Genomic DNA, 22,917 nt, shown 5'->3' with positions numbered 1-22,917 from the left:
TTATGGATTTCTTACCTCTTTTCCATAATTTACAAGGACGTAAAGTTTTATTAGTAGGTGGTGGTAATATAGCTCTACGTAAGGCTAGATTATTGCTGGCTAGTGGCGCTAATTTACAGGTTATCGCCCCTACTATTAATAATGAGCTTATATCACTTATTGAACAGCATCATGGTAGTTATACATTACATGACTATCAAACTACAGATATTAAAGAACATGTATTAGTGGTAGCTGCTACAGATGATACAGCTATTAATCAACAGGTTTCTAGCGATGCTCAAACACTTAATATCCCTGTTAATGTGGTTGATAATCCAATATTAAGTACAGTTATCTTTCCTGCTATTGTTGATCGCTCCCCTATTATTGTTGCCGTATCTAGCAGTGGTAGTTCTCCTGTATTAACTCGTCTATTACGGGCTAAATTAGAAACACTATTACCAAGTAGTTACGCCAAACTAGCTAAATTAGCTGAAAAATTTAGAGAGAAAGTTAAACAGCATTTTAGCCATTCCGAACAACGTCGTATTTTTTGGGAAAAGGTATTACAAAGTCCTATAGCCGAACAAGTGCTAGCAGGTAGAGAGCAACAAGCTGAACAACAGCTACAGCAACTTTTAGACAATACTAAAGACCAGGCATCTCAAGGTGAAGTTTATTTAATTGGCGCTGGCCCTGGTGATCCTGACCTACTAACTTTTCGTGCACTACGTTTAATGCAACAAGCTGATGTAGTTTTATATGATCGTTTAGTTTCACCAACTATCATAGACTTATGTCGTCGTGATGCTGATCGTATTTATGTAGGTAAACAACGTAGCAACCATAGCGTACCGCAAGAAGATATCAATCAACTGCTAGTAGATCTTGCTAAGCAAGGTAAACGTGTTGTCCGTCTAAAAGGTGGCGACCCATTTATTTTTGGGCGTGGTGGTGAAGAAATAGAGACCTTAGCTGACAATAATATCCCCTTTCAAGTAGTGCCAGGTATTACTGCCGCCAGTGGTTGTGCCGCCTATGCAGGTATTCCCCTTACCCATCGTGACTATGCACAATCAGTGCGTTTTGTAACAGGTCACTTAAAAGACAATACCATTGATCTACCTTGGCAAGAATTGGTAGCAAAAGAACAAACGGTTGTGTTTTATATGGGATTAGTGGGACTTGCTACCATTTGCCAACAACTGATTAACCACGGTCAATCAGCAGATGCACCCATTGCCTTAGTAGAGCAAGGCACAACTGAGGCACAACGAGTATTTACAGGCACATTAGCAACCCTACCAAAGCAAATTGCTGACCAGCAGGTACATGCACCTACTCTTATTATTGTGGGTGATGTAGTAAAATTAAGGGATAAATTAGCTTGGTTTAAATAATTCAATGTAACAAGTAATATGGATATCAATCTATTAAAAGTCGAACTACCTAATCTATTACCTAAAGCTATTAAATGGGCTGAAGATATTGAAGCACAAATTATTAAACATGGTATTGCTCTTAATAATGCTCAACAAGCTGATGCAAAAGCAGTTGGAGTTATTCAACCAGAAAAAATCCACTTATTAGAATTAGAGAGTTTTCCATTGCCTGAAGATCCAGTTTTACAAGATGCTGCTACTACACTTGGCTTACTAGGAAAAAATACTGCTGGCTTAACATTAGGTTATGGTATTTTAATTAAAAAAGGCTTGTTATCTAGAAGACTTTTATCTCATGAATGCAGACATGTTTATCAATATGAGCAAGAAGGTTCAGTAGCTGCTTTTCTTAAAGGTTATTTAGTATCTATTGTAGAGCATGGTTATTTTGAATCACCCTATGAAATAGATGCTAGAAAATATGAGATATTATTATAATTATGATAAAGACATACTTGTATTAAAAAGTAATTTTAACTTTTCTTCAAAAATAGCAATAACTTCTTCTTGTGTTGTTCTGGTTAACTGCTCATCATTATAAAAATAATCATCTGCTATAAACATTGATACATCTGCATTTATATAAGGATTATCTTGTTCAGTTCTTGGAAATGAAGCCATTAGATTATACATATCTAATCTAAATACTAATCCCTTATATGCATTTGAGGTTTTATAAATTTCTAATCGATAGTTTAAAGACTCATCTAAACCATCGATCTTATAATTATAAGTAGCGATTAACTCACTTTTTTGTATCGATAACATATCTATTATTAAAACAAAGTTGCTGTTTTATAAAAAACTCTTAATGCTCTAATTAAATAGAATAAATCTTTAGCACCTGCAGTCTCTCTAATAGAATGCATAGCCCAAGTAGGAATACCTATATCAACTGTTTTAATACCTATCTTCCCTGCCGTAATCGGTCCTATTGTGGAGCCACATCCCATATCACTACGCGTTACAAAGGTTTGTACTGGTATTTCATTACTATTGCATAAATGACGGAAGAAACTTGCTGTTTCACTATTGGTTGCATAGCGTTGATTAGTATTAATTTTTATAACAGGCCCACCATTAATTTTAGGAGCATGTTGCTCATCATGTTTTTGAGGGTAATTTGGGTGTTGTGCATGAGCATTATCAGCCGAAATCAATAGTGAGTTTTGAATACAGCGGTTACGTATCATAGGGTCAGGCATTAATCTAGACAATACTTGTTCTAGAAATGGGCCATCTGCGCCACAAGCTGAACAAGAACCTACTTCTTCATGGTCGGTACATATTAATAAACAATTTTGGTCCTCATTGGAGTGTAATAACGCTTCTAACCCTGCATAACAAGAAAGTAAATTATCTAGTCGTGCACTGCTAATAAAATCCTCATTAACACCTATAATGCTACCTTTTTGGTTATCATAAAAACTCAGCTCATAATCTAATAGCTCAACCTCTTGTAAACCATGTTCAGTCAATAACTGTTTAGCTAATAACTCTCTTAAATCAAAAGGCTTCTCAGTATCTTCACAACAAACTACAGGTGGTAATTCTGTTTGTTGATTAATCGCCCAGCCCTTATTAGCCTCACGATTTAAATGAATCGCTAAATTAGGAATAACTGCAATAGGACGATCAATATTGATTAAACGACTTTGTAATTGCCCTTGATGGGTAAAAGTAACACGCCCCGCCAAAGAAAGATCTCGATCAAACCAAGGTGCTAATAATGCACCACCATACACCGCTACCCCTAACTGCCAGCATCCACTTTTATTTAATTCTGGTTGTGGTTTTACTTGTAAGCAAGGGCTATCTGTATGAGCACCTACCATTCTAAAACCTGAGTCTTCTAATTTATTCTTACCTAGTTTAAAGGCAATAATAGAAGAATCATTACGCACTATATAATACCGCCCACCTTCACGAATAGACCAATTAGCACGCTCAAATAAATGCTGATAGCCTGCTGCTTCTAATAAGCTAACCATATTAGCAACAGCATGGAAAGGCGTGGGGGAAGTATAAATAAAATTAATAAGTGCCTGATTCAGAGGAGTAGTCATACAATATCCTTTACCCTTTTGTGATCAGATTACCCGCATGTAGACCACATTCTTTTTGTGTAGCCTCTTCCCACCACCAACGACCTTCTCGTTCATGCTGGTTAGGTAATACAGTTCGTGTGCAAGGTTCACAGCCTATACTGATAAAACCTTTACTATGTAAGCTATTATAAGGTATTTCCATCATCCTAATATAGTCCCATACCTCTTTACTTGACATATTAGCCAATGGATTAAACTTATAGAGCTTATTAGTTGCTGTAGAGAAAGCTGTATCTAACTCCATAACGGGTACATGACTACGGGTAGGACTTTGATCACGGCGTTGCCCTGTTATCCAAGCCTTTACAGTAGCTAACTTACGACGTAAAGGCTCTACTTTACGAATACCACAACACTCACTATGACCATCTTTATAGAAACTAAATAATCCTTTTTCTTTCACAAAAGGTTCTAACTTTTGATAATCTGGTGTTAATAGCTCAATATCAATGTTATAAAAATCTCTTACTTCTTCTATAAAACGATAGGTTTCAGGGTGTAATCTACCTGTATCTAGAGAAAATACTTTAACAGACTTATTAATACGCCAAGCCATATCTATGGCTACTACATCTTCTGCTCCACTGAATGAAACCCACAACTCATCAGCAAAGTGTTCAAAAGCCAACTTTAAAATATCACGGGATGATTTATCAGCATAAGTTGTAGCTAAAGCTTCAACATCAAAGGTAGAAACAGTCATTTAGTTATATTCCAAGTTACTAATCACAGTATTAATTTTAAGTCCCATAGTAACAAAAATAACTTTTGGGTTAAATGAACGTATTTTTATAAGCTTATTTTAAAATGAGCGCTTTTATTTCAGCGATTAATCGATTTGTTATTTACTAGGGGATTTTTCATATTCAGAAAAATTATTCATATTATGTATAACCAAGTACTATTACAATCAGTATAAGTTATATAGATTAAACGTACCTTAACATTTATTAATTTCTAAATAACTACTCAATTTAAATAATATTTTTTAAACTACTATTATATACGGAATTAGCAAGAGAATATTTTATGCCTGAACTACCAGAAGTTGAAACAACTCGACTTGGAATAGAGCCACATATTATTAACCAAAAAATTACACAGGTTATTGTTAGAGAACGCCGCTTACGTTGGACTATACCAGATGAACTAGATGTGCTTGCATCTGAACAGCATATCAAGCAAGTGAAACGCCGAGCCAAGTATTTACTGATTGAGCTTGAGTCAGGCACTATTATTATTCATTTGGGGATGTCTGGCAGTTTAAGGGTTGTTGAACAAACAGCTAGCTGTCAAAAGCATGACCATGTGGATATATTATTAGCCAATGATTTAGCTTTACGCTACCACGATCCTAGACGTTTTGGCTGTATATTATGGACTAATGATCCTGTTACTCATGAATTATTAACCCATTTAGGCCCTGAGCCATTAACTGAAGAGTTCAATCCTAATTATCTTTTTCAAACCTCTCGTAACCGTTCAATAGCTGCAAAACTATTTATTATGGATAATAAAGTAGTGGTTGGTGTCGGTAATATCTATGCCAATGAAGCTTTATTTGCAGCAGGAATTAACCCTAATAAACCTGCTAATACTATTTCCAAAGCCCGTTATGAAAAATTAGTAACATGTATTAAAGAAATATTGACTCGCGCTATTGAGGTTGGAGGAACTACCTTAAGAGACTTTGTAGGTGGTGATGGTAAGCCTGGTTACTTTCAACAAACGCTAAATGCTTATGGCAGAGGTGGTTTACCCTGCAACAAATGTGGCAGAATAATGAAAGAAACAAAACTAGGCCAAAGAGCCACCGTATGGTGTAGCTATTGTCAACGCTAATAATTATCAATAAGCTATCGCCTTTCCCATAGAAAAGCAGTAGAATCAGTGAGTTTGAATTTAATTATGGATAAATAAATTGACGCACCGCAGTTACACCAGAAACTTACTATTTATCTTACTTATCATTGGACTACTCTGCTCTTTCTATTTTAGTAAAAGCTGGATTGACCTTTGTGCTGGTCTTGCATTCTTTTTATTTGGAATGCAGTGCATGGAAGATGGCTTAAAACAGTTAGCTGGAGGTAAATTAGAACAACTACTGGCAAAAAGTACCTCAACGCCTTTTAAGGGCCTATTGTTTGGAATAGGCTCAACAACAGTATTACAATCCACTACTTTAGTATCTTTATTAACCATTGCTTTTATTAGTACGGGTTTAATTACACTAGCAGGCGGTATTACTATTATTTTAGGGGCTAACCTTGGCGCAAGTAATGGTATTTGGTTACTAGCAATTGCAGGACAAAGCATTAGCCTTAGTGCATTTGCTTATCCACTAGTCGTGCTAGGTGTTTTAGCTGCTTTTAATGGTGATAAAAGTAAAGCCATTGGTCGTATATTATTAGGTATTGCTTTTATCTTTTTAGGTATTGATCAAATTAAAAGTGGATTCTCAAGTTTTACTGGTGATTTAGACCTAGCACAATATCAATTTACAGGCTTTTTAGGTGCTTTACTCTTTTTAGGTATTGGTTTAGTTATCACGGTTGTTTTACAATCTAGCCATGCCACCTTAATGCTAATTCTAACAGCCTTAGGACTAGGACAGATAGGTTTAGAACAAAGTTTTGCTTTAGCTATTGGTGCTAACGTTGGTAGCGCTGTTACAACAGGTGTAATGGGGTTTATAGGAGGTAATCGTAGTGGTCAACGATTAGCTTTAGCCCATGTTATATTTAATGTGACAACAGGATTAATAACCTTTGTATTACTAACGCCTCTAACATGGACTGTAGCTTCTTTGGCAGAGTTATTAAACCTTAATCCATTGATTCAACTAGCCCTATTCCACACTATTTTTAACGTTTCTGGCGTTGTTATCTTTTGGTTTTTACAATATAAATTGGCTGCTGCTCTTATTAAGTGGTTACCTGATATTGAAGAGCCTAAAGTACTTATTACCGAAGTTTCACAGCCAACCACGTCTGATACAACTCCTGTAGAAGAAATAATAACGCCTGCACGTTACTTAAACGATAACGCGTTATCTTCTGTAGAAACAGCTATTACCACCGTCATTAAAGAACTTGAACATTTAGAACGAATAAGTTTAGAGGTTATTTGCCATGCGCTTTATATTCCTGTTGAACAATTATCCGCTAATCAAATAGATTTAGTATTATTAAACGCCTCTCCTGAAAATAGAGGCATTGACGCAGATACGCTGTATAAACGTCATGTAAAAGGTATCTATAGTGATCTACTAACCTTTATGGGACGCATTGAAATCCCTAGTGATGATGAAGAACATCAACAACTGTTTATGACTTGTCAGGTAGTAGCATTACAATTAGTTGATGCGGTAAAAGATGCTAAACATCTACAAAAGAACTTACATAACTATTTAGATAAAACTGATTCTACAGCTTATACATTCTATATAGAACTCAGAAAATATTTACTAGGTAAACTACGTGAAATCTATAAATTAGGTAATTTAGATTTACCTGATGAATTGTGGTTTTCTCGTTTACAATTATTAAATGATGATTCAGCAAGTTTCGATACTAGTTTCCGTAATAGATTATTTTCTTCCGTTCGTTTACATCAATTAAATGGTACACAAACCAGTTCTTTAATGAATGATGTTGGTTACGCTAGTCGTATTGTACAAAGCTTACGTAATGTGCTTATTCTTAGCCATAGCTCTGATACCAATATTTTTAATAAGTTTAAACAAGCAGTAGATGAAGATAGATCAGAACATTTGATTATTATGTAAATAGGTGTAGACTGAGAATAATTATTATTAATCAATCTAATTGATAAACTACTTGTTAGTTTTTATTAGCTTTCCTGTATTAGCCATAACTCAATTTTTATTCTCTTACTCAAGAAGGTGTTATGCTTTTTGAACGTTTTGAAAAATTTGTAGACCCTTTTAAAAAAGCACCTGATGTAATGCCACCCAAAAATATTTTGGCTTTCTATTGGCACTATCTAAAACAGGTGAAAGGTATTCTCTTTTGCTTGTTAGTAGTAGGTTTTTTTGCAGCGATTATTGAAGTAGCCTTTTTCAATTTCTTGGGAAAAATTGTTGACTACATTCAAGCTTCCCAATCTCCACAACAATTCTTTGCTCAACATAGTTCTGAACTATTGTGGATGGCTGTTGTTGTCTTATTGCTTCGGCCATTCTTTTTCTTAATCCATGACTTATTAGAAAGACAGACTATAACCTCTAATCTAGTGACATTAATTCGTTGGCAACAACACCGTTATATATTAAAACAAAGTCTTAACTTCTTTCACAGTGACTTTGCAGGTACGATAGCTAATCGTATCATGCACACTGGCAATGCATTACGTAGCTCAGCAATGAGTTGTGTAAATGCCATTTGGCATGTTGTTATTTATATAGGCAGTGCCCTCTTTCTATTTTTTGAAGCAGATTGGCGCTTAACCATCCCTTTATTCGTTTGGCTAATCACTTACGTTATTACACTTTACTATTTTGTGCCAAAAACCCGAGAGCGCTCTGCTATCTCGGCTAAAACTCGTTCAAAATTGATGGGCTGTATTGTAGATGGTTATACCAACATTACTACGTTAAAACTATTTGCTCATACAGAATTAGAACAAAACTATGCAAAAGCAGTCATGGCGGAACAAACCTATGCGGCACAAAGATCCACTCGTTTAGTAACAGCAATGACTTTAGTATTATCCATTATCAATGGTGCGATGATTGTAGCTACTACAGGATTAGCTATTTGGCTATGGAGTAATAGCCTTATTACCATTGGTGCAATTACTTTAGCAACTGCTCTAGTGATACGTATTAATAATATGTCTGAATGGATTATGTGGGTTGTAAATGGTATTTTTGAAGAAATTGGTGTTGTCCAAGATGGTATTCGCACTATTGTACAAGCGCGAGCAGTACAAGATAAAGCTGATGCTAAACCATTAATTGTTCAACAAGGAAACATCCATTTTAACCAAATAAACTTTTGCTATGATAATAAACGACCTGTTTATCAAGATTTAAATTTAAATATCCAAGCAGGTGAAAAAATAGGTTTAGTAGGACCTTCTGGTGCAGGTAAATCTACCCTTGTTAATCTATTGCTACGACTCTATGACTTACAAGGCGGTAGTATTACTATTGATGGTCAAAATATAGCTGATGTTACCCAAGATAGTTTACGTTCAAAAATAGGTATGGTCACCCAAGATACTGCCCTTTTACACCGCTCTATCAAAGAAAATCTGCTCTATGGTAAGCCCGATGCTACTGATGAAGAAATATTAAAAGCATTGCGACGAGCAAAAGCAGATGAATTTGTTTTTGATTTAATTGATAGTGATGGTAAACATGGATTAGAAGCTAAGGTTGGCGAACGTGGTGTTAAATTATCTGGTGGTCAACGACAACGTATCGCAATTGCCCGTGTATTACTTAAAAATGCACCTATTCTTATTTTAGATGAGGCTACATCTGCCCTAGACTCCGAAGTAGAAGCTGTGATTCAAGAAAGCTTAGAACTATTAATGGAAAATAAAACCGTTATTGCTATTGCTCACCGACTTTCAACCATTGCTAAAATGGATCGCTTAATTGTTTTAGATCATGGGGCTATTGTTGAGGTAGGAACACATCAACAGCTTATTAAACAAAATGGCTTATATAGTCGTTTATGGCAACATCAAGCTGGTAATTTTATGGGAGCAGATTAAATTCTACTCCTATTATACTGAGTGTTTAAAAAATGTAACTGTAGTAGCTACTATTATTACTAACAGTCCTACAGGTAATAAAATTTTCCAACACTTATGGGGCAATGGTTGCATTTTTTCTCTTGACTCAACCCATGCCAATACTAGCATACAAATACCTGTAGCTAATAAACCACCTGCTACAACATCAGTTACCCAATGTACTCCCAAATAAACCCTTGATAATGCAATAAGCACAGCAGGTAAACTAGCAATAAATAACCACAACATACGTGTTTTAGAAGAACGCCCTAAGCCCGCTAATACCCCTAAACTAAGGAAAAAAGCAAAAGAAGCAGAAGTATGCCCACTAGGGAAACTAAATGTCTGCATTATATCAGTCATTGCCTGTGGCCGAGCTCTATCTACTGTCTCTTTAATAATCCAACCTATTGTTGCTGTTCCAAACATAGTACAAGCAAAGAAGATTAATGGTTTTATCTGACGCATAAATAACAGTAAACAGCATAATACCGCTGATATTACAAACTGTACTTTATAACCACCCAACTCGGTTATAAATTGATTAACACTATCAAATTCAGGAGAACGTACTTCTTTGGCAATTAATAGCAAACCTTGATCTAATGATTGTAAATAAGGTAAAAAAAGATAAAGTGCTAATAACAATAAAAAACTGACAAAGGACATATAAGCAGCAATCCATCTTTTTTGCTTTATACATCCATAAATACCAATACCTAATAATGTCCCTAATATAGCCACGACACAGCCTAATTCTAGCCAAAACTGTTTGCCAACAGGTAATGTAAAAGCTGCCCCTGTCACCCAGCCAGGCACTACAAAGGTAACACTCCATGCAATACTAGAAATAAAAGTAACAAATAGACATTTTGTGAAAGATAGCTGAAAAATACCTGCCATCATTGGCATAATTGGCCGCAGAGGGCTAATAAACCGCCCTATTAATAATCCCATACCACCAAAGCGTTGAAAATAACCATCAGCCATATTAATCCATTTCGGATGATTTTTTATAACAGCTGCCTGATATACTCGGCTTTTAAGCTTATAGCCTATGCCATAAGACAGCATATCCCCTAACCAACCACCTAATATTCCTAAAAGAATAGCTTTCCAAAGAGGATAATCAAAACCTCCCGCAATAGCACTAGCAATCATTAGCATAGTGGCACCGGGTATGGCTAAACCTAATAATGCCATACACTCAATGAAGGCAATTAAGAAAATAGCTAACCCTATTAACTCTTGATGATTAGTTAAAAATGTATCGAGCCAATCAAGCATAAATAATAGTACCTAAATAACCTCGGCTTATAATCAATTGGCTTGATATACAATACGTCCATCTACTAAGGTAGTATGAACTTTAGCAGGTAAACAATGCCCCATAAAAGGACAGTTACTGCCTTTAGAATACCAATTATCTCCAACAATAGTTGAAGAATTAATATCAAATAACACAATATCAGCAACCTTACCAACGGCTAAATCACCTACAGGTAAACGTAAAGCATCAGCAGGCCCTGAGGTTAGTCTAGTTAATAAGGTTGGTAAATCTAACAGGCCATCTTCTACTAAAGTCATGGCTAAAGGCAATAAAATCTCAACACTACTCATACCAGGTTCAGTTTCTGCGAAAGGTGCTGCCTTAGCATCTTTTTCATGAGGTTGGTGATGACTAGCAATGGCTTGAATAACACCAGATTTTACACCCTCACGTAATGCATCTCGATCTTTTTGAGTACGTAATGGTGGTTGCACATAATAAAGGCTAGAAAAATCAGACAACGCTTCATCTGTTAATATGAGCTGATACAATGCCACATCAGCAGTAATAGGCAACCCCCTCGCCTGTGCAGCAGCAATTAATTCCACTGATCTTGCCGTAGTTAGTTGACTAAAATGAGCCCTTACCCCTGCTTGTTCAGCTAACAATAAATTACGGGTTAAAGCAATGGTTTCAGCCGTTTCTGGAATACCAGCTAAGCCTAAAAAGCTCGCTATAGCTCCCTCATGTACCACACCATCTTCTGCTAAGGTAGTGTCTTGTGAGGTAAAAACAACTTGTAAATCAAACGTAGCAGCATACTCTAGCGCTCTTCTTAGAATACGATTACTTTCAATTGGTGCTAAACCATTCGTAAAAGCCACACAACCTGCATCTGATAATGCCACTAACTCAGCTAGTTGTTCACCCTCACAACCTTTGGTAAGTGCGCCTATAGGGTAAACTTTGGCATGTGCTGATTCACGCGCACGTTCTAAAATAAGATCAATAACCGCTGTTGTATCAGCAACTGGCTTAGTATTAGGTGGACAACATAGGGAAGTAACACCACCTACAGCAGCAGCTAATGTTTCTGTAGCAATAGTACCTTTACGGGTATAACCGGGTTCACATAAGGCTACATTTAAATCTACCAAGCCTGCAGATGCTATTAAACCTGTTGCATCAATCGTTTTAGTGGCTTTAAAGTTTGCAGGTGCTTCGCCTAAAGCAATAATCTTGCCACCATCAATATGAATATCTGTTTGCTTATCTAACTTAGTTTTAGGATTAATCACACGGGCATTACTAATCGTTATACTCATAAACTGCCCTCCTGTTCTAATTGTCGCTCTGCTAACTGACCACTCATTGCCATTGATAACACTGCCATTCTTACTGCAATACCATAAGTGACTTGGTTTAAAATAACGGACTGCTCACAATCAGCCACTGAAGATTCAATTTCTACACCGCGATTAATAGGTCCAGGATGCATAACAATGGCATTAGGTGCTGCCATGGTTAAACGCTTTTCCGTTAAGCCATATTGTTTAAAAAACTCGCCCTCACTGGGTAATAAACCACCTTTCATGCGCTCTTTTTGCAAACGGAGCATTATCACCACATCAACATCTTTGATACCTTCGTCCATATTGGTAAATGCTTTAACTTTATATTGATCCGTCAAACCTACGGGCAATAATGTATTTGGGCCAATCACACGGATATCTTTACAGCCTAAGGTTTCTAATGCCAGCATATCAGAGCGTGCTACTCGAGAATGCATGATATCGCCAACAATAGCCACTGATAAATCACTATAATCACCTTTATGACGACGGATAGTTAGCATATCTAACATGCCTTGGGTAGGATGTGCATGACGACCATCACCCCCATTAATAACAGCTACGTGTGGTGAAACATGCTCAGCAATAAAATGTGCTGCTCCAGACTCGCTATGACGTACTACAAACATATCCGCAGACATTGCCTCAAGATTACGCAGTGTATCGGTTAAGGTTTCCCCTTTACTGGTTGAAGAGGTAGATACATTGAGTGTAATCACATCCGCAGACAGTCGTTTTGCTGCTAGCTCAAAGGTAGTACGAGTGCGTGTAGAGTTTTCAAAAAACACATTACAAACTGTTTTTCCACGCAATAAAGGGACTTTTTTAACAGCCCTTGCACCGACTTCAAGAAAAGAATCTGCTGTGTCTAAAATTTCGGTTAATAATTCTTTAGATAATCCATCTAATGATAGAAAATGCCTTAATTGTCCCTGACTATTTAGTTGAAGTGCTTGTTTTCTTTTAAGCATACAAAAACTCTCTTAGGAAACTAAAGTTTTTAACTCAAGGGTTAGTGGTGATGGCCCTTGTACTTTTACACGTTGATCAGTTGCTAAATTTAATACTTCTCCTACTACATCAGGGCGAATAGGTAATTCCCTTGCATCTAAATCTAATAAACACACTAAGGTAATACTGGCTGGTCTACCATAATCATAGAGTTCATTCATGGCCGCTCGAATAGTACGCCCACTCATCAATACATCATCAATTAAAACAATATGTTGGTTATCTATTTCAAAAGGTAAAGCAGATGGACTTACTTGAGGGTTTAAACCTTTCTGCGTAAAATCATCACGGTAGAAAGACACATCCAAAATACCGAGGGTTTCATCTTGTTTACCCATTGTTTCTAATAATGCTTGAGCAACCCAGACACCACCTGTTCTGATGCCTACATAAGCTGGTTTGGTAATACCACGCTTAGTTAAGTAGTTCTGTAAATTGCTTGCCATTTTGGATAAGAGTTCGGTTGGTGAAGGTAACTTCATGTTCTCTCCGTTATTGAAGAATAATTTTCTAGCCAACTTTCAATAATTAGGGCGGCTGCTAGTGCGTCGACAGGGCTCTTATGATAATCCCCTTTGTGTCCCTGCTTAAAATATTGTCCTTTAGCTTCAAAACTGGTTAGTCTTTCATCATGTGTATAGACAGGTAATCTAAAACGGCCATGTAAACGACGTGCAAATTTCTCAGCACGAGTACTCATTTCACTGGGTGTACCATCCATATTTAGGGGTAGGCCTACAACAATTACCTCTGGTTGCCATTCTTTTAATAAATTTTCTATTTGTTGCCAATTAGGTATACCATCTTGAGCCTTTAAAACACAAAGCTCTCGAGCTTGTTGTGTAAAACCTTGCCCGACTGCCACGCCTATTTGCCTTAACCCATAATCAAAACCTAAGATAATTTTAGGTAAGCTCTGCTCCATTAAGCATGCCCTGCTTGAAATGATAATGAAGAAAAATGAATACCTAATTGTCCTAAGGCTACATCTAGACGTTGCTCACAAGGAACATCAAATAATACATCCGAACGAAATGGACAAGTCAACCAAGCGTTCTCTAGCATTTCTTTTTCAAGCTGACCCGGGCCCCAACCTGCATATCCTAAAGCTATTAGATATTGTTTAGGCCCTTTTTTTTCAGCAATATTAAATAAAACATCTTGTGATGAAGTAATATTTATTTCAGGCAGGTCAATAGTTCCCTCAAAGCTTGCATCTTTAGAGTGCAATACAAAGCCACGCTCTTGTTCAACAGGACCACCAGAATAAATAGGTGTCATTAAATTTTCTGCAGGAAATAATATATCTGGTTTTAGCTGTTCTAAAACATCCACTAAATGAAACGATCTTGGTTGATTAACAACAATCCCCATCGCCCCTTCAACATTGTGATTTACTAAATAAATAAGGGCACGTGCGAACTCTGAGCCTTCCAATTGAGGCATGGCAATTAAAAACTGATTATTTAAATAGGTTGAATTCATAGGCTCTTATATTTCGACTTAATATCGGCGAATATTATAAAGGTCATTCACCTAAAGGTCACGAACTCAAATTATTTAACTGTTACTAAACACTAATCTTGGTTTACTTAACTACCAAAAAAATTACAAACAGCCCATCTACTGGTACTACAATCATTATTTTTTAGGGCTTTACGAATACTTTTTACATCTGCTCGTTTTATATAGGCCATTGCCTCATCAACATCTTCTTTTTCTGTAGAATCAATCCCATAAACTAACTCATTAACGGCTTGCTCTTTTGTCCAATGTTGAATAACTATACGATACATAGCAACAAACAATCCCGTTCTATTTTGCCCATGCTTACAATGTAATAGCACGGATTTCCCCTCACTTTCTGACTGTTTAATCAACTTTAAAACCTGTAATACATCATCATCTTTTACACGGTCGGCATGGGTTGGATAACTAATTAACTGTATTTTTTTGTCATTTCCCAACCACTTGCTATCATCCTCTTTAATCAATGTAATAATTGTAGCTATACGTTGATTTTGAATGATATCTACTTTGCTAGTATCAGGTAATGCACTACGATACAGTAAAGAAGTGACCTTATAAAAGTTAAAACTAGGATCAATAACATCAGCCCAGTTTTTATTATTTTGCATTGCCATTGCCATATTAGTAAAAATACAAATAAATATCAGCCAAGCTAAACGATAATAGTGTGATATTTTCATGATTGATCTGCTACTATAACCAATATAAAACCCTTTGATTTATCATATAAAAGACCATGTAAATTTTTTGTAAAAATTCTGTCTTGTTTTTATTGAGAAACTATTAACTAAAACCATAGGATTATTAATATGCAACTAAGGAAGTTTTTTATCTCTTCTTTATTAGGATTTGTTACACCAATAGCTCTAGCCTCATCCTTAAAATCAGATGAGTATGTTATGTTTATTCCTGATATTGCCTATGAAATAACTGGAAATAAAATTGCTGTAAATGTTCAAACATGGATTTATGAAAAAGAACGTCGTTTAGGCATGACTACCACACTAACTAAGTATTTAGGTATCAATAAAGACCAACTTAGCCCAGAGCAATATGCTAGGCTCTATGAGAGAAGCCAGTTATTTAGAGTAGATTCTGAACGCGGCAAAACGATTAAAGTACAGTTTGCAGATCAATCTGTACACAGTCTCCCTAAGACCAACAAAGATGGTAGAGCCAATAAAACAATTTATTTTGAAGCTAGTTCTGCTATAACAAGTAATAACATTATCACCTATCAGTTATATCAATCTGGAACTCCAGCAGGAGCCGATAATGGTTATGCTGTTTATGCTTTCCCTGAAGGTATATCAGTGATTTCTGATATAGATGATACAATCAAAGACTCTAATGTATTAGATAAAAAACAGTTACTTATTAACACTTTTATTGAAGAGTTCAAAGCTATTGATACTATGCGCGACTGGTATCAGCAAATGGCTAATAATAGTGAACAAAATGTCGCTTTCCATTATGTATCATCAAGCCCTATACAACTTTACCCTGCGCTTAAAGACTTTATGGATAAAGCAAAATTCCCACAAGGTAGTTTTCATTTACGTGAGGGAACAACATGGAACTCTGTTATAGCAACAGGCGATGACTCTCTGCAACACAAAAAGAAAAGTATTGAAAAATTATTAATGGCTTATCCCAAGCGTCAATTTATTTTAATTGGTGACTCTGGTGAAGCTGACCCTGAAATTTATGCTGATATGATGCGTCGTCATCCTGAGCAAATAAGTTGTATTGCTATACGCAATGTAACCGATGAGGATAGTCAAAATAGTCGCTATCAACAAACATTTAAAGATTTAGATATTAATAAATGGCGTATATTTACTGATCCTACCGATTTAAAAAACTGGTGTATCAGCACGCAATAAAAAAGGGCTATTAAGCCCTTTTTTATTATTGGTTAGTTTCCTGCTCAGTAAACATATCCGCAAATAACATACTGGATAAATAACGCTCTGCTGAATCTGGTAATATCACCACAATAGTTTTACCTTGACTTTCAGGTTGCTCCGCTAGTTTTAATGCTGCTGCTAATGCTGCACCTGAAGAAATACCGCATAAAATTCCTTCTTCTTGCATTAAACGTAAAGCTGTTTGTTTAGACTCTTCATCAGTAACCTGTATTACTTTATCAATTAATGAAAGATCTAAATTTTTTGGTACAAACCCTGCACCAATGCCTTGAATTTTATGTGGTGCAGGCTTAACCTCTTCACCTTGTAAAGTTTGACTAATAACAGGTGATGTTACTGGCTCCACTGCTACAGAAAGAATAGGCTTTTTCTGGGTATTTTTAATATAACGTGAAACCCCAGTAATTGTTCCGCCAGTACCAACGCCTGCCACAAAAATATCGATATTGCCATTGGTATCATTCCAAATCTCTGGTCCTGTTGTTTTTTCGTGTATTGCTGGGTTAGCAGGGTTATCAAACTGCTGAGGCATAAAGTATTTATCTGGATCGCTATTGACTATTTCATTTGCCTTTTCAATAGCACCTTTCATTCCTTTGGCAGGTTCAGTCAACACCAACTCAGCACCTAATGCTTTTAAAATTTGACGGCGCTCTAAGCTCATAGAAGAAGGCATGGTTAAAATTAATTTATAACCTCTTGCAGCAGCTACATAAGCTAAGGCAATGCCTGTATTACCTGATGTAGGCTCAACAATGGTCACACCTTCCTTTAACTTACCAGAATTTTCTGCATCCCAAATTAAATTGGCACCAACACGGCATTTTACAGAATAACTAGGGTTACGCCCTTCTGTTTTCACAAGAATGGTAACCCCCCTCACTGTCAATTTATTTAATTGAATAAGGGGTGTATTACCAATAGATTGTGCATTATCTGTAAAAATACTCATTATTTTGCTCCTGAACTTGTTTTAAGGATACTTTTATTCTACTCTTTTTATTTCAACTAGTTAGACTATGATGAAATGAATATATAACAAGAAAACATAAGTAACAAATTATTTATTATCTTTGAATATATAATATTTTATTTCGGTTTACTAATTTTTTTATTTTATAACCAATAATAATTACCACAACAACTGTGCACAACACAGCTTTTATCCAAAGGCCATATTCAATTGGTAAATCAATAAATAAAATAAACAATGTTGTCACTACAAAAACTGATATAAACAACAGTTTTTAGTCGAGCTCATCCATATAACTATATCTTGTACATATTATCGTTAATAAATATTTCTATGCTATTAAAACTATAACCTAAATTATAATTTAATAAAATTAATCACATGATCTGCCATTTGCTGCGACATTGTAGGTGGAAATAAATGCCCCATATCTAATTTAATTAACTTAGCACCTGCAATATTATCTGCCAAATATTGACCATGATCGATAGGTAACACAGGATCAAACTCACCATGCAACACTAAAGTAGGCGCTGTAATCTGTTGCACTGTTTTTAAACGATCTGGCGAATTACCAACAGCGGCACCATGGTTCATAGTAGCCATTGGATTTTGTATTCTAGTTATGGACTCCTTAATAAGTATAGTCATTTCTTGCTCAGGAAAAGGCAATGAACCGCCATGTGTAGACTGCCAATGACCTAATGTAGACTTGACTACTTCTTCAGGTGTTTTAGGTATATAAAATGAAGCTTGAGTTAAATGGAAAAGATAATCATCAGAAGGTGGAGATAAGGGAAATTGCCCCATATAAGTCCCTTGTAATGAATACATTAAAGGTCGATGATCTGGCGAACTAGATAGCAGTAATAATTTATTAACATATGAAGGGTAATTAATGGCCATCAACTGAGCAATATATCCCCCCATCGACATACCTATCACGGTTGCTTTTGCTAAATTATAGGCCTCTAAAATAGCAATCGCATCCTCTGCCATATCATCTAATGTATAGGGACTCATTGCATAATTAATAATAGAAGACTTACCAGTATCACGATTATCATACCGAATGACTAAAAAGCCAGCATTAGCCAGTGCTTCACAAAAAGGTTGTGGCCAAAATAGTCCTTGATTCATGGCGCCCATAACTAGCAAGATAGCAGGGTTTGTTGGCTCACCAAAAAACTCTGTCCAAATCTCAACGCCTGTAGGTGTCTTAACTATTTTTTCGGTTGGAGTAGTCATTACAGAATCCTCACCTTAATTTTAAATACACTATAAACCTTTCAATCTATATATAAAAATGAGATAAATCATTTTTATAATAATTTTTGTTAATTAATCGGCGTATCTAAAAAAATAGGTAATGTTTCTAATTCTTTGGTAAATTGTGACAGTGTTGGAAAATCTTCTGGTTTTAATAAATCAGGTACAGCAAATTGATTAAATGACCAAGCAACGGCTGTTGAAATAGCTGCTTGATTAATAGAGTCATCGATTGCTTTAAATGTATTTTTAGCAACCTCTTGCTCTAATACAGTAAAAGCACCTTTAATCTGATTAGTAACCCGATCTATCCAAGGTTGATAATGTTTTTCTTCAGGTCTTCTATGTAATTCATAAGCCAACTGAACTGTTTTTTCACAGCCCATTAAAGCAAGACCAATAACTTTGAGATGTGTAGCTAATTCATTGGGGCTTGAAGGTAATAATTTTTGCATCATAGGTACTTGAGATTCAAAATACTCAAGTATCAAACTGGAATCCATTAGAATATCACCATTATCTAAAACCAGTGTAGGCAATTTCACAACAGGATTGATGGATGCTAACGTAGCATAATCATCACCAAATGCAGATAAAGGATAATGTTCAAAAGGAATACCATAATATTTTAAAGAAATGGCTACCCTTCTCACAAAAGGTGATCTTAATAAACCTATTAGCTGCATTATTAAACACTCCTTAATCATTTAAATACTGTATGTTATATCCTACACCTCAAGATAGAAACCCTATCCATAAGTCGAATGCTAGCTATAAAATACTATCCTAATTTTATAGCAAGTGTATTATCTTTATATTAGTTATTGAAAACAAAGAAATATTTTAAAAAAGTATATCCGTATATAAGCCTAAAAAGTAATAATTAATTATTGCTACAAAATCTAAAAACCTTTTTCCCAACATAAAAAAACCAACTTGCCATTAAAACAAGTTGGTCAAAAGTTTTACAATTTTTAACTAAAATGAGTAACGATATCCAACATTAAGTTGTTGTTTATCAAATCGATTACCATTGCTATAACTCACTTCACCATAAACATTATGGTTTTTATTAATAGTCGCACTCACACCTACAGCATTTTCAAACCAACCACCTCTGAAACTAGTGTTTTCTTTAGTATCATTTACTTTATAAGCTACTTTACCTTTAAATTCTCTTACATAACCTGTTTTAAAATAAACATTAACAGGATTTTCTGTATTAGAAATTTGATAACCAATAACGGCACTGCCTCTTCCTATCAATGAGTCATAATTATTAAACTTAACTTTTAGATCATTAGAGGCACGTGTGCTATCTGATCCATTATAGGTATAAACTAATTGTGCTTGAGGCTCTATATATAAACCCTGCTTTCCTTCATTTACATAAAAACGTTTACCTATCTCACCAGATAAACTGATAGCATTAGTATTACCTGTACCTGTTACACCAGTACCTTGACTATCTTTAACATTAAAACTATTTTTTAATTTGGCATATTTTACAACACCATCAAAATAGAGGTCATCATTTGTAATATAGGTGGTATATAAACCTAAATGATAGTTTTTAGCAGAACCACTGCCCTTTCTAAAATCTTGGTCAGCATCAATATAACCAACCATACCACCCACATATAAACGGCCTTGATTAGTGGTTTTAATTAATTTATCGATACCTGCTTGTGTTCCTCTATAGTGCATATCATAACCATCAAAGGCACTACTATTAAAAGTATTTAACTTACCTGCAAAACCACGCATCCAGAAATCACCATCACCTTCTGTGTCGCGTAGCTCACCCATTCTTTGTAAAAGTGTTTGGATATCAATATAAGTTAACATATAGTTAGTATTAACAAAGGTATTAAACGCTTGTGCAGTTGAACTTCTTCTTGGTGTTGCATAAAGTTGCCAATTGCCATTTTGTTGTCCTGTTACGCTATCAACAGTTCTTCTTAAGCCATACTCCCATTGACCTAGTTCAACAGACTTACCTTGATATAAACTAAAATTAGCAGAACCACCTTCTGTTTCAATAATATCAATCACTTCAGTGCCATTTGTGGCCTGACTGGCATCATTTTTAACAGTGATTAGATGACTACCAGTAGCTTGATTTATATCTGTTACAATTAACTTATCGGTTTGTTGAGCAACAATATCAGTATTAAAAAAGAAATGACCATTACCCGCTAAGGTATTTACTGTTAACTGATTACCAAAATTACTAGGTGTTGTATTAGACCAATTATTGAAGGTATTTAAATATACTTTACTATTTTGAGCAGTTAAGTTAGTTACATTTGAATCACGCTCAATATACCATTCTGTATTGTTAGTAAGATTTAATGTGGAAACACTCGCCTTACCATCTTTATCTAACGTTGTATCAGTAGATACACTACCCTTTAATACTGATGAATCAGCATTTAAAGTAAAGCTACTGGATACTTTATCAGGTACATAAGTAGTCCCCCCACCAAAGGTAACATTTAACAGGTCTCTGCCTGTTACTGCAGTTGCCGTACTGTCTTTTAAGTTTAGCACACCGTCTACTACAGCATCAGCAACTGTCATTGCATTACGACCATCATCTACAGCACGGCCTACATCACCACTATTGTCGCCCACTTGTATTAAATTACCACTCGCCCAAGTATTATTACCATTTGTATCACAAAGGCTGGACGAAAGATTACATATTGCTCCTGTATTGGATAATACAAAAGAACCTGCTGTACCATCATGGGTAAGATCAACACTCTCCAAAGTCATGGTTTGTGCTTTAATATCAGTTGTACCATCTGCATTATTACTGTAGCCATTACCAAAGCCAAAACGTACTGCAGTACTTTTTGAATGCACAGTACTTCTTCCTTGTCCTGCAACACTCAGTAAATTAATAGTTGCACCATCACCTATTAATCGAAGACCATAAGAGCTAGCATTTTGTGTTGTAATATGCGCTTCGCCATATACCGTAATCTCTGAACCGCTATATACAGAACCTATTTCACCGGCATGATTCACATAAGTTCCATCTGCTCGTTTAGCACCCAAACGCCCAGCATTTAAACCATCAGAAATACTACCTGAGGTTGTAATTGTTGTCACAAAACCAGCATGTTGCTCCGAATTAACTGTAACCACTGATTGTCCAGTAGACCTAATGCCTCTAGCATCCATACCTGTTGTAGTGATATTGAAATGACCATTATCATAGCCTAGCGCATCAACACTGGTCAGATTTAATGAACGAATCCCTGAACCTGCACGGCTTTGAGTTGTAATGTCACCACCTACAAAAGTAACTGAGGCTCCACCAGCATCTGCAGTATAGATACCCATGCCATAATTACCATTTGATAATGTATTTACAATATTAATTAACTCTAAATTAACATGTCCGCCAGATTGTACAAAAATACCAGCACTTGAACCACCACCGCCAGTAGTAATATTAGTCATGGATAAACCAGTATTACCTTTAATATTAACTGTACCGTTAACAGCACCTATGGTTCCATAAGGAACTGTTGCCTCAACTGCTGTTAGATTCAACTCATCAGCAAATATATTTAGGGTACCATTACTACCTGCAAATATAGCATTATTTGCATTCCAGTCATTTTTATAATCACCCAATGTATTTACTGTAATTTTATTAGCATAAATAGTCGCAGTTCCACCATTTTCAACAGTAATACCACGACCTCGTTGATTCTGCTTGCTAGTCCCTGTATTAATTTCAATATCACCCTTATCTGTTGCAGAATTTAAAATATATTCTGCTCCTGCACCAGATACTCGAACTCCATAAGTACCTTGGCCAGCCCAACCAGAAAAGTCCCCATTAGTTGAGGATGGATTATTAATAACTAAATCACCTGTTGTAGTATGGGTAACCTTGGCACCATTAACACTGACCATTGTTAAATTATCATCGGTCATTTGGCAATCTGTAGATGCACTGACTTGAAGACCAGTGACAGTGCAATCGGCCGCTTGAGCACTAAGGATACTAACAAAGCTCATACTTAAAACAGAAATAGTTTGAGACAATATAGAAGGTTTAATCATAGCATACGTCCTTTTCTTTAAACCTATTATCTACAGAGCAATTACATCATGTGAATAACAGCTATGAGAACAATAGAGCATTTATTAAATTTATTGTGGTAACTCAATCTCTCAAAAAATATGCCAAAAAAACTTATCAATTATAAACAATGGGTTATATAAAATATAAACTTATACCAAAGTATAATAAAAGCAAA

At 35.7% G+C, this 22,917-nt stretch carries 20 protein-coding genes; 6 read left to right on the top strand and 14 right to left on the bottom strand.

All coding sequences use genetic code 11. From position 1 onward, the window contains the following. The first annotated feature begins 2 nt into the window (after nucleotides 1–2). On the top strand, nucleotides 3–1,382 hold the full coding sequence (gene cysG / locus ACQVD9_RS09185; protein ID WP_264745740.1) for a siroheme synthase CysG: 1,380 nt from the start codon (nucleotides 3–5) through the stop codon (nucleotides 1,380–1,382). Between the two features lie 18 nt (nucleotides 1,383–1,400). Beyond that, complete coding sequence (locus ACQVD9_RS09180) at nucleotides 1,401–1,862, top strand: hypothetical protein (RefSeq protein ID WP_264745739.1); 462 nt, start codon at nucleotides 1,401–1,403, stop codon at nucleotides 1,860–1,862. On the opposite strand, the gene ACQVD9_RS09175 is transcribed toward ACQVD9_RS09180, so the two are convergent. Genes ACQVD9_RS09175 through ACQVD9_RS09165 form a run of 3 tightly spaced genes read right to left on the bottom strand, consistent with a single transcriptional unit; the run spans nucleotide 1,863 to nucleotide 4,235 of the window. Beyond that, a complete protein-coding gene (locus tag ACQVD9_RS09175; RefSeq protein ID WP_264745738.1) occupies nucleotides 1,863–2,192 on the bottom strand; it encodes a hypothetical protein in 330 nt (109 codons plus the stop codon). Nucleotides 2,193–2,200: 8 nt separating this feature from the next. Further along, a complete protein-coding gene (locus ACQVD9_RS09170) occupies nucleotides 2,201–3,490 on the bottom strand; it encodes a M18 family aminopeptidase (RefSeq protein WP_264745737.1) in 1,290 nt (429 codons plus the stop codon). A gap of 10 nt (nucleotides 3,491–3,500) precedes the next feature. Further along, entirely contained in the window at nucleotides 3,501–4,235 is a 735-nt protein-coding gene (locus tag ACQVD9_RS09165; RefSeq protein WP_264745736.1) for a phosphoadenylyl-sulfate reductase, read from the bottom strand. Nucleotides 4,236–4,561: 326 nt separating this feature from the next. On the opposite strand from ACQVD9_RS09165, the gene mutM reads away from it, so the two are divergent. From mutM to ACQVD9_RS09150, 3 genes are all read left to right on the top strand, one after another. Beyond that, nucleotides 4,562–5,374 (top strand): bifunctional DNA-formamidopyrimidine glycosylase/DNA-(apurinic or apyrimidinic site) lyase, encoded by an 813-nt coding sequence (mutM, locus tag ACQVD9_RS09160; RefSeq protein WP_264745735.1) that lies wholly within the window; start codon nucleotides 4,562–4,564, stop codon nucleotides 5,372–5,374. A gap of 79 nt (nucleotides 5,375–5,453) precedes the next feature. Continuing rightward, complete coding sequence (locus ACQVD9_RS09155; RefSeq protein ID WP_264745734.1) at nucleotides 5,454–7,319, top strand: Na/Pi cotransporter family protein; 1,866 nt, start codon at nucleotides 5,454–5,456, stop codon at nucleotides 7,317–7,319. 122 nt (nucleotides 7,320–7,441) lie between these two features. Further along, a complete protein-coding gene (locus ACQVD9_RS09150; protein ID WP_264745733.1) occupies nucleotides 7,442–9,277 on the top strand; it encodes an ABC transporter ATP-binding protein in 1,836 nt (611 codons plus the stop codon). A 12-nt stretch (nucleotides 9,278–9,289) separates the two neighbouring features. On the opposite strand, the gene ACQVD9_RS09145 is transcribed toward ACQVD9_RS09150, so the two are convergent. The 7 genes from ACQVD9_RS09145 to ACQVD9_RS09115 form a co-directional block, all read right to left on the bottom strand. After that, entirely contained in the window at nucleotides 9,290–10,585 is a 1,296-nt protein-coding gene (locus tag ACQVD9_RS09145) for a bifunctional DedA family/phosphatase PAP2 family protein (RefSeq protein WP_264745732.1), read from the bottom strand. A 33-nt stretch (nucleotides 10,586–10,618) separates the two neighbouring features. Continuing rightward, nucleotides 10,619–11,893 (bottom strand): dihydroorotase, encoded by a 1,275-nt coding sequence (locus tag ACQVD9_RS09140; protein WP_264745731.1) that lies wholly within the window; start codon nucleotides 11,891–11,893, stop codon nucleotides 10,619–10,621. Then, nucleotides 11,890–12,891 (bottom strand): aspartate carbamoyltransferase catalytic subunit, encoded by a 1,002-nt coding sequence (locus ACQVD9_RS09135; RefSeq protein WP_264745730.1) that lies wholly within the window; start codon nucleotides 12,889–12,891, stop codon nucleotides 11,890–11,892. The genes ACQVD9_RS09140 and ACQVD9_RS09135 overlap by 4 nt, the downstream gene beginning before the upstream one ends. Nucleotides 12,892–12,903: 12 nt before the next feature. After that, nucleotides 12,904–13,413 (bottom strand): bifunctional pyr operon transcriptional regulator/uracil phosphoribosyltransferase PyrR, encoded by a 510-nt coding sequence (gene pyrR / locus ACQVD9_RS09130; protein WP_264745729.1) that lies wholly within the window; start codon nucleotides 13,411–13,413, stop codon nucleotides 12,904–12,906. Beyond that, a complete protein-coding gene (gene ruvX / locus ACQVD9_RS09125; protein WP_264745728.1) occupies nucleotides 13,410–13,856 on the bottom strand; it encodes a Holliday junction resolvase RuvX in 447 nt (148 codons plus the stop codon). The genes pyrR and ruvX overlap by 4 nt, the downstream gene beginning before the upstream one ends. Next, nucleotides 13,856–14,416: a YqgE/AlgH family protein gene (locus ACQVD9_RS09120; protein ID WP_264745727.1), complete on the bottom strand. Its 561-nt coding sequence runs from the start codon at nucleotides 14,414–14,416 to the stop codon at nucleotides 13,856–13,858. The genes ruvX and ACQVD9_RS09120 overlap by 1 nt, the downstream gene beginning before the upstream one ends. Nucleotides 14,417–14,523: 107 nt before the next feature. Beyond that, on the bottom strand, nucleotides 14,524–15,141 hold the full coding sequence (locus tag ACQVD9_RS09115) for a dual specificity protein phosphatase family protein (RefSeq protein WP_264745726.1): 618 nt from the start codon (nucleotides 15,139–15,141) through the stop codon (nucleotides 14,524–14,526). Between the two features lie 129 nt (nucleotides 15,142–15,270). Between ACQVD9_RS09115 and ACQVD9_RS09110 the strand changes: the two genes are divergently transcribed. Continuing rightward, entirely contained in the window at nucleotides 15,271–16,347 is a 1,077-nt protein-coding gene (locus ACQVD9_RS09110; RefSeq protein WP_264745725.1) for a phosphatidate phosphatase App1 family protein, read from the top strand. A gap of 25 nt (nucleotides 16,348–16,372) precedes the next feature. On the opposite strand, the gene cysK is transcribed toward ACQVD9_RS09110, so the two are convergent. The 4 genes from cysK to ACQVD9_RS09090 all read right to left on the bottom strand — a co-directional run bounded on the left by cysK (nucleotide 16,373) and on the right by ACQVD9_RS09090 (nucleotide 22,720). Then, nucleotides 16,373–17,347 carry a cysteine synthase A gene (gene cysK / locus ACQVD9_RS09105; RefSeq protein ID WP_264747879.1) on the bottom strand — a complete coding sequence of 325 codons (975 nt, stop codon included), beginning with the start codon at nucleotides 17,345–17,347 and terminating at the stop codon, nucleotides 16,373–16,375. Nucleotides 17,348–17,722: 375 nt separating this feature from the next. Further along, nucleotides 17,723–18,613, bottom strand: coding sequence for an alpha/beta fold hydrolase (locus ACQVD9_RS09100; RefSeq protein ID WP_264745724.1), 891 nt, complete (start codon nucleotides 18,611–18,613; stop codon nucleotides 17,723–17,725). An 89-nt stretch (nucleotides 18,614–18,702) separates the two neighbouring features. After that, the gene (locus tag ACQVD9_RS09095; protein ID WP_264745723.1) at nucleotides 18,703–19,320 is read right to left on the bottom strand and encodes a glutathione S-transferase; all 618 of its coding nucleotides are present in this window, start codon (nucleotides 19,318–19,320) and stop codon (nucleotides 18,703–18,705) included. Nucleotides 19,321–19,612: 292 nt separating this feature from the next. Beyond that, nucleotides 19,613–22,720, bottom strand: a complete 3,108-nt coding sequence (locus tag ACQVD9_RS09090; protein ID WP_264745722.1) for an autotransporter outer membrane beta-barrel domain-containing protein — start codon at nucleotides 22,718–22,720, stop codon at nucleotides 19,613–19,615. Between the last annotated feature and the right edge of the window lie 197 nt (nucleotides 22,721–22,917).

Source organism: Entomomonas sp. E7T21, from assembly GCF_058693955.1.
Note: the sequence above shows the minus strand (reverse complement) of the source record. Positions and strands in the feature narration are given on the sequence as shown.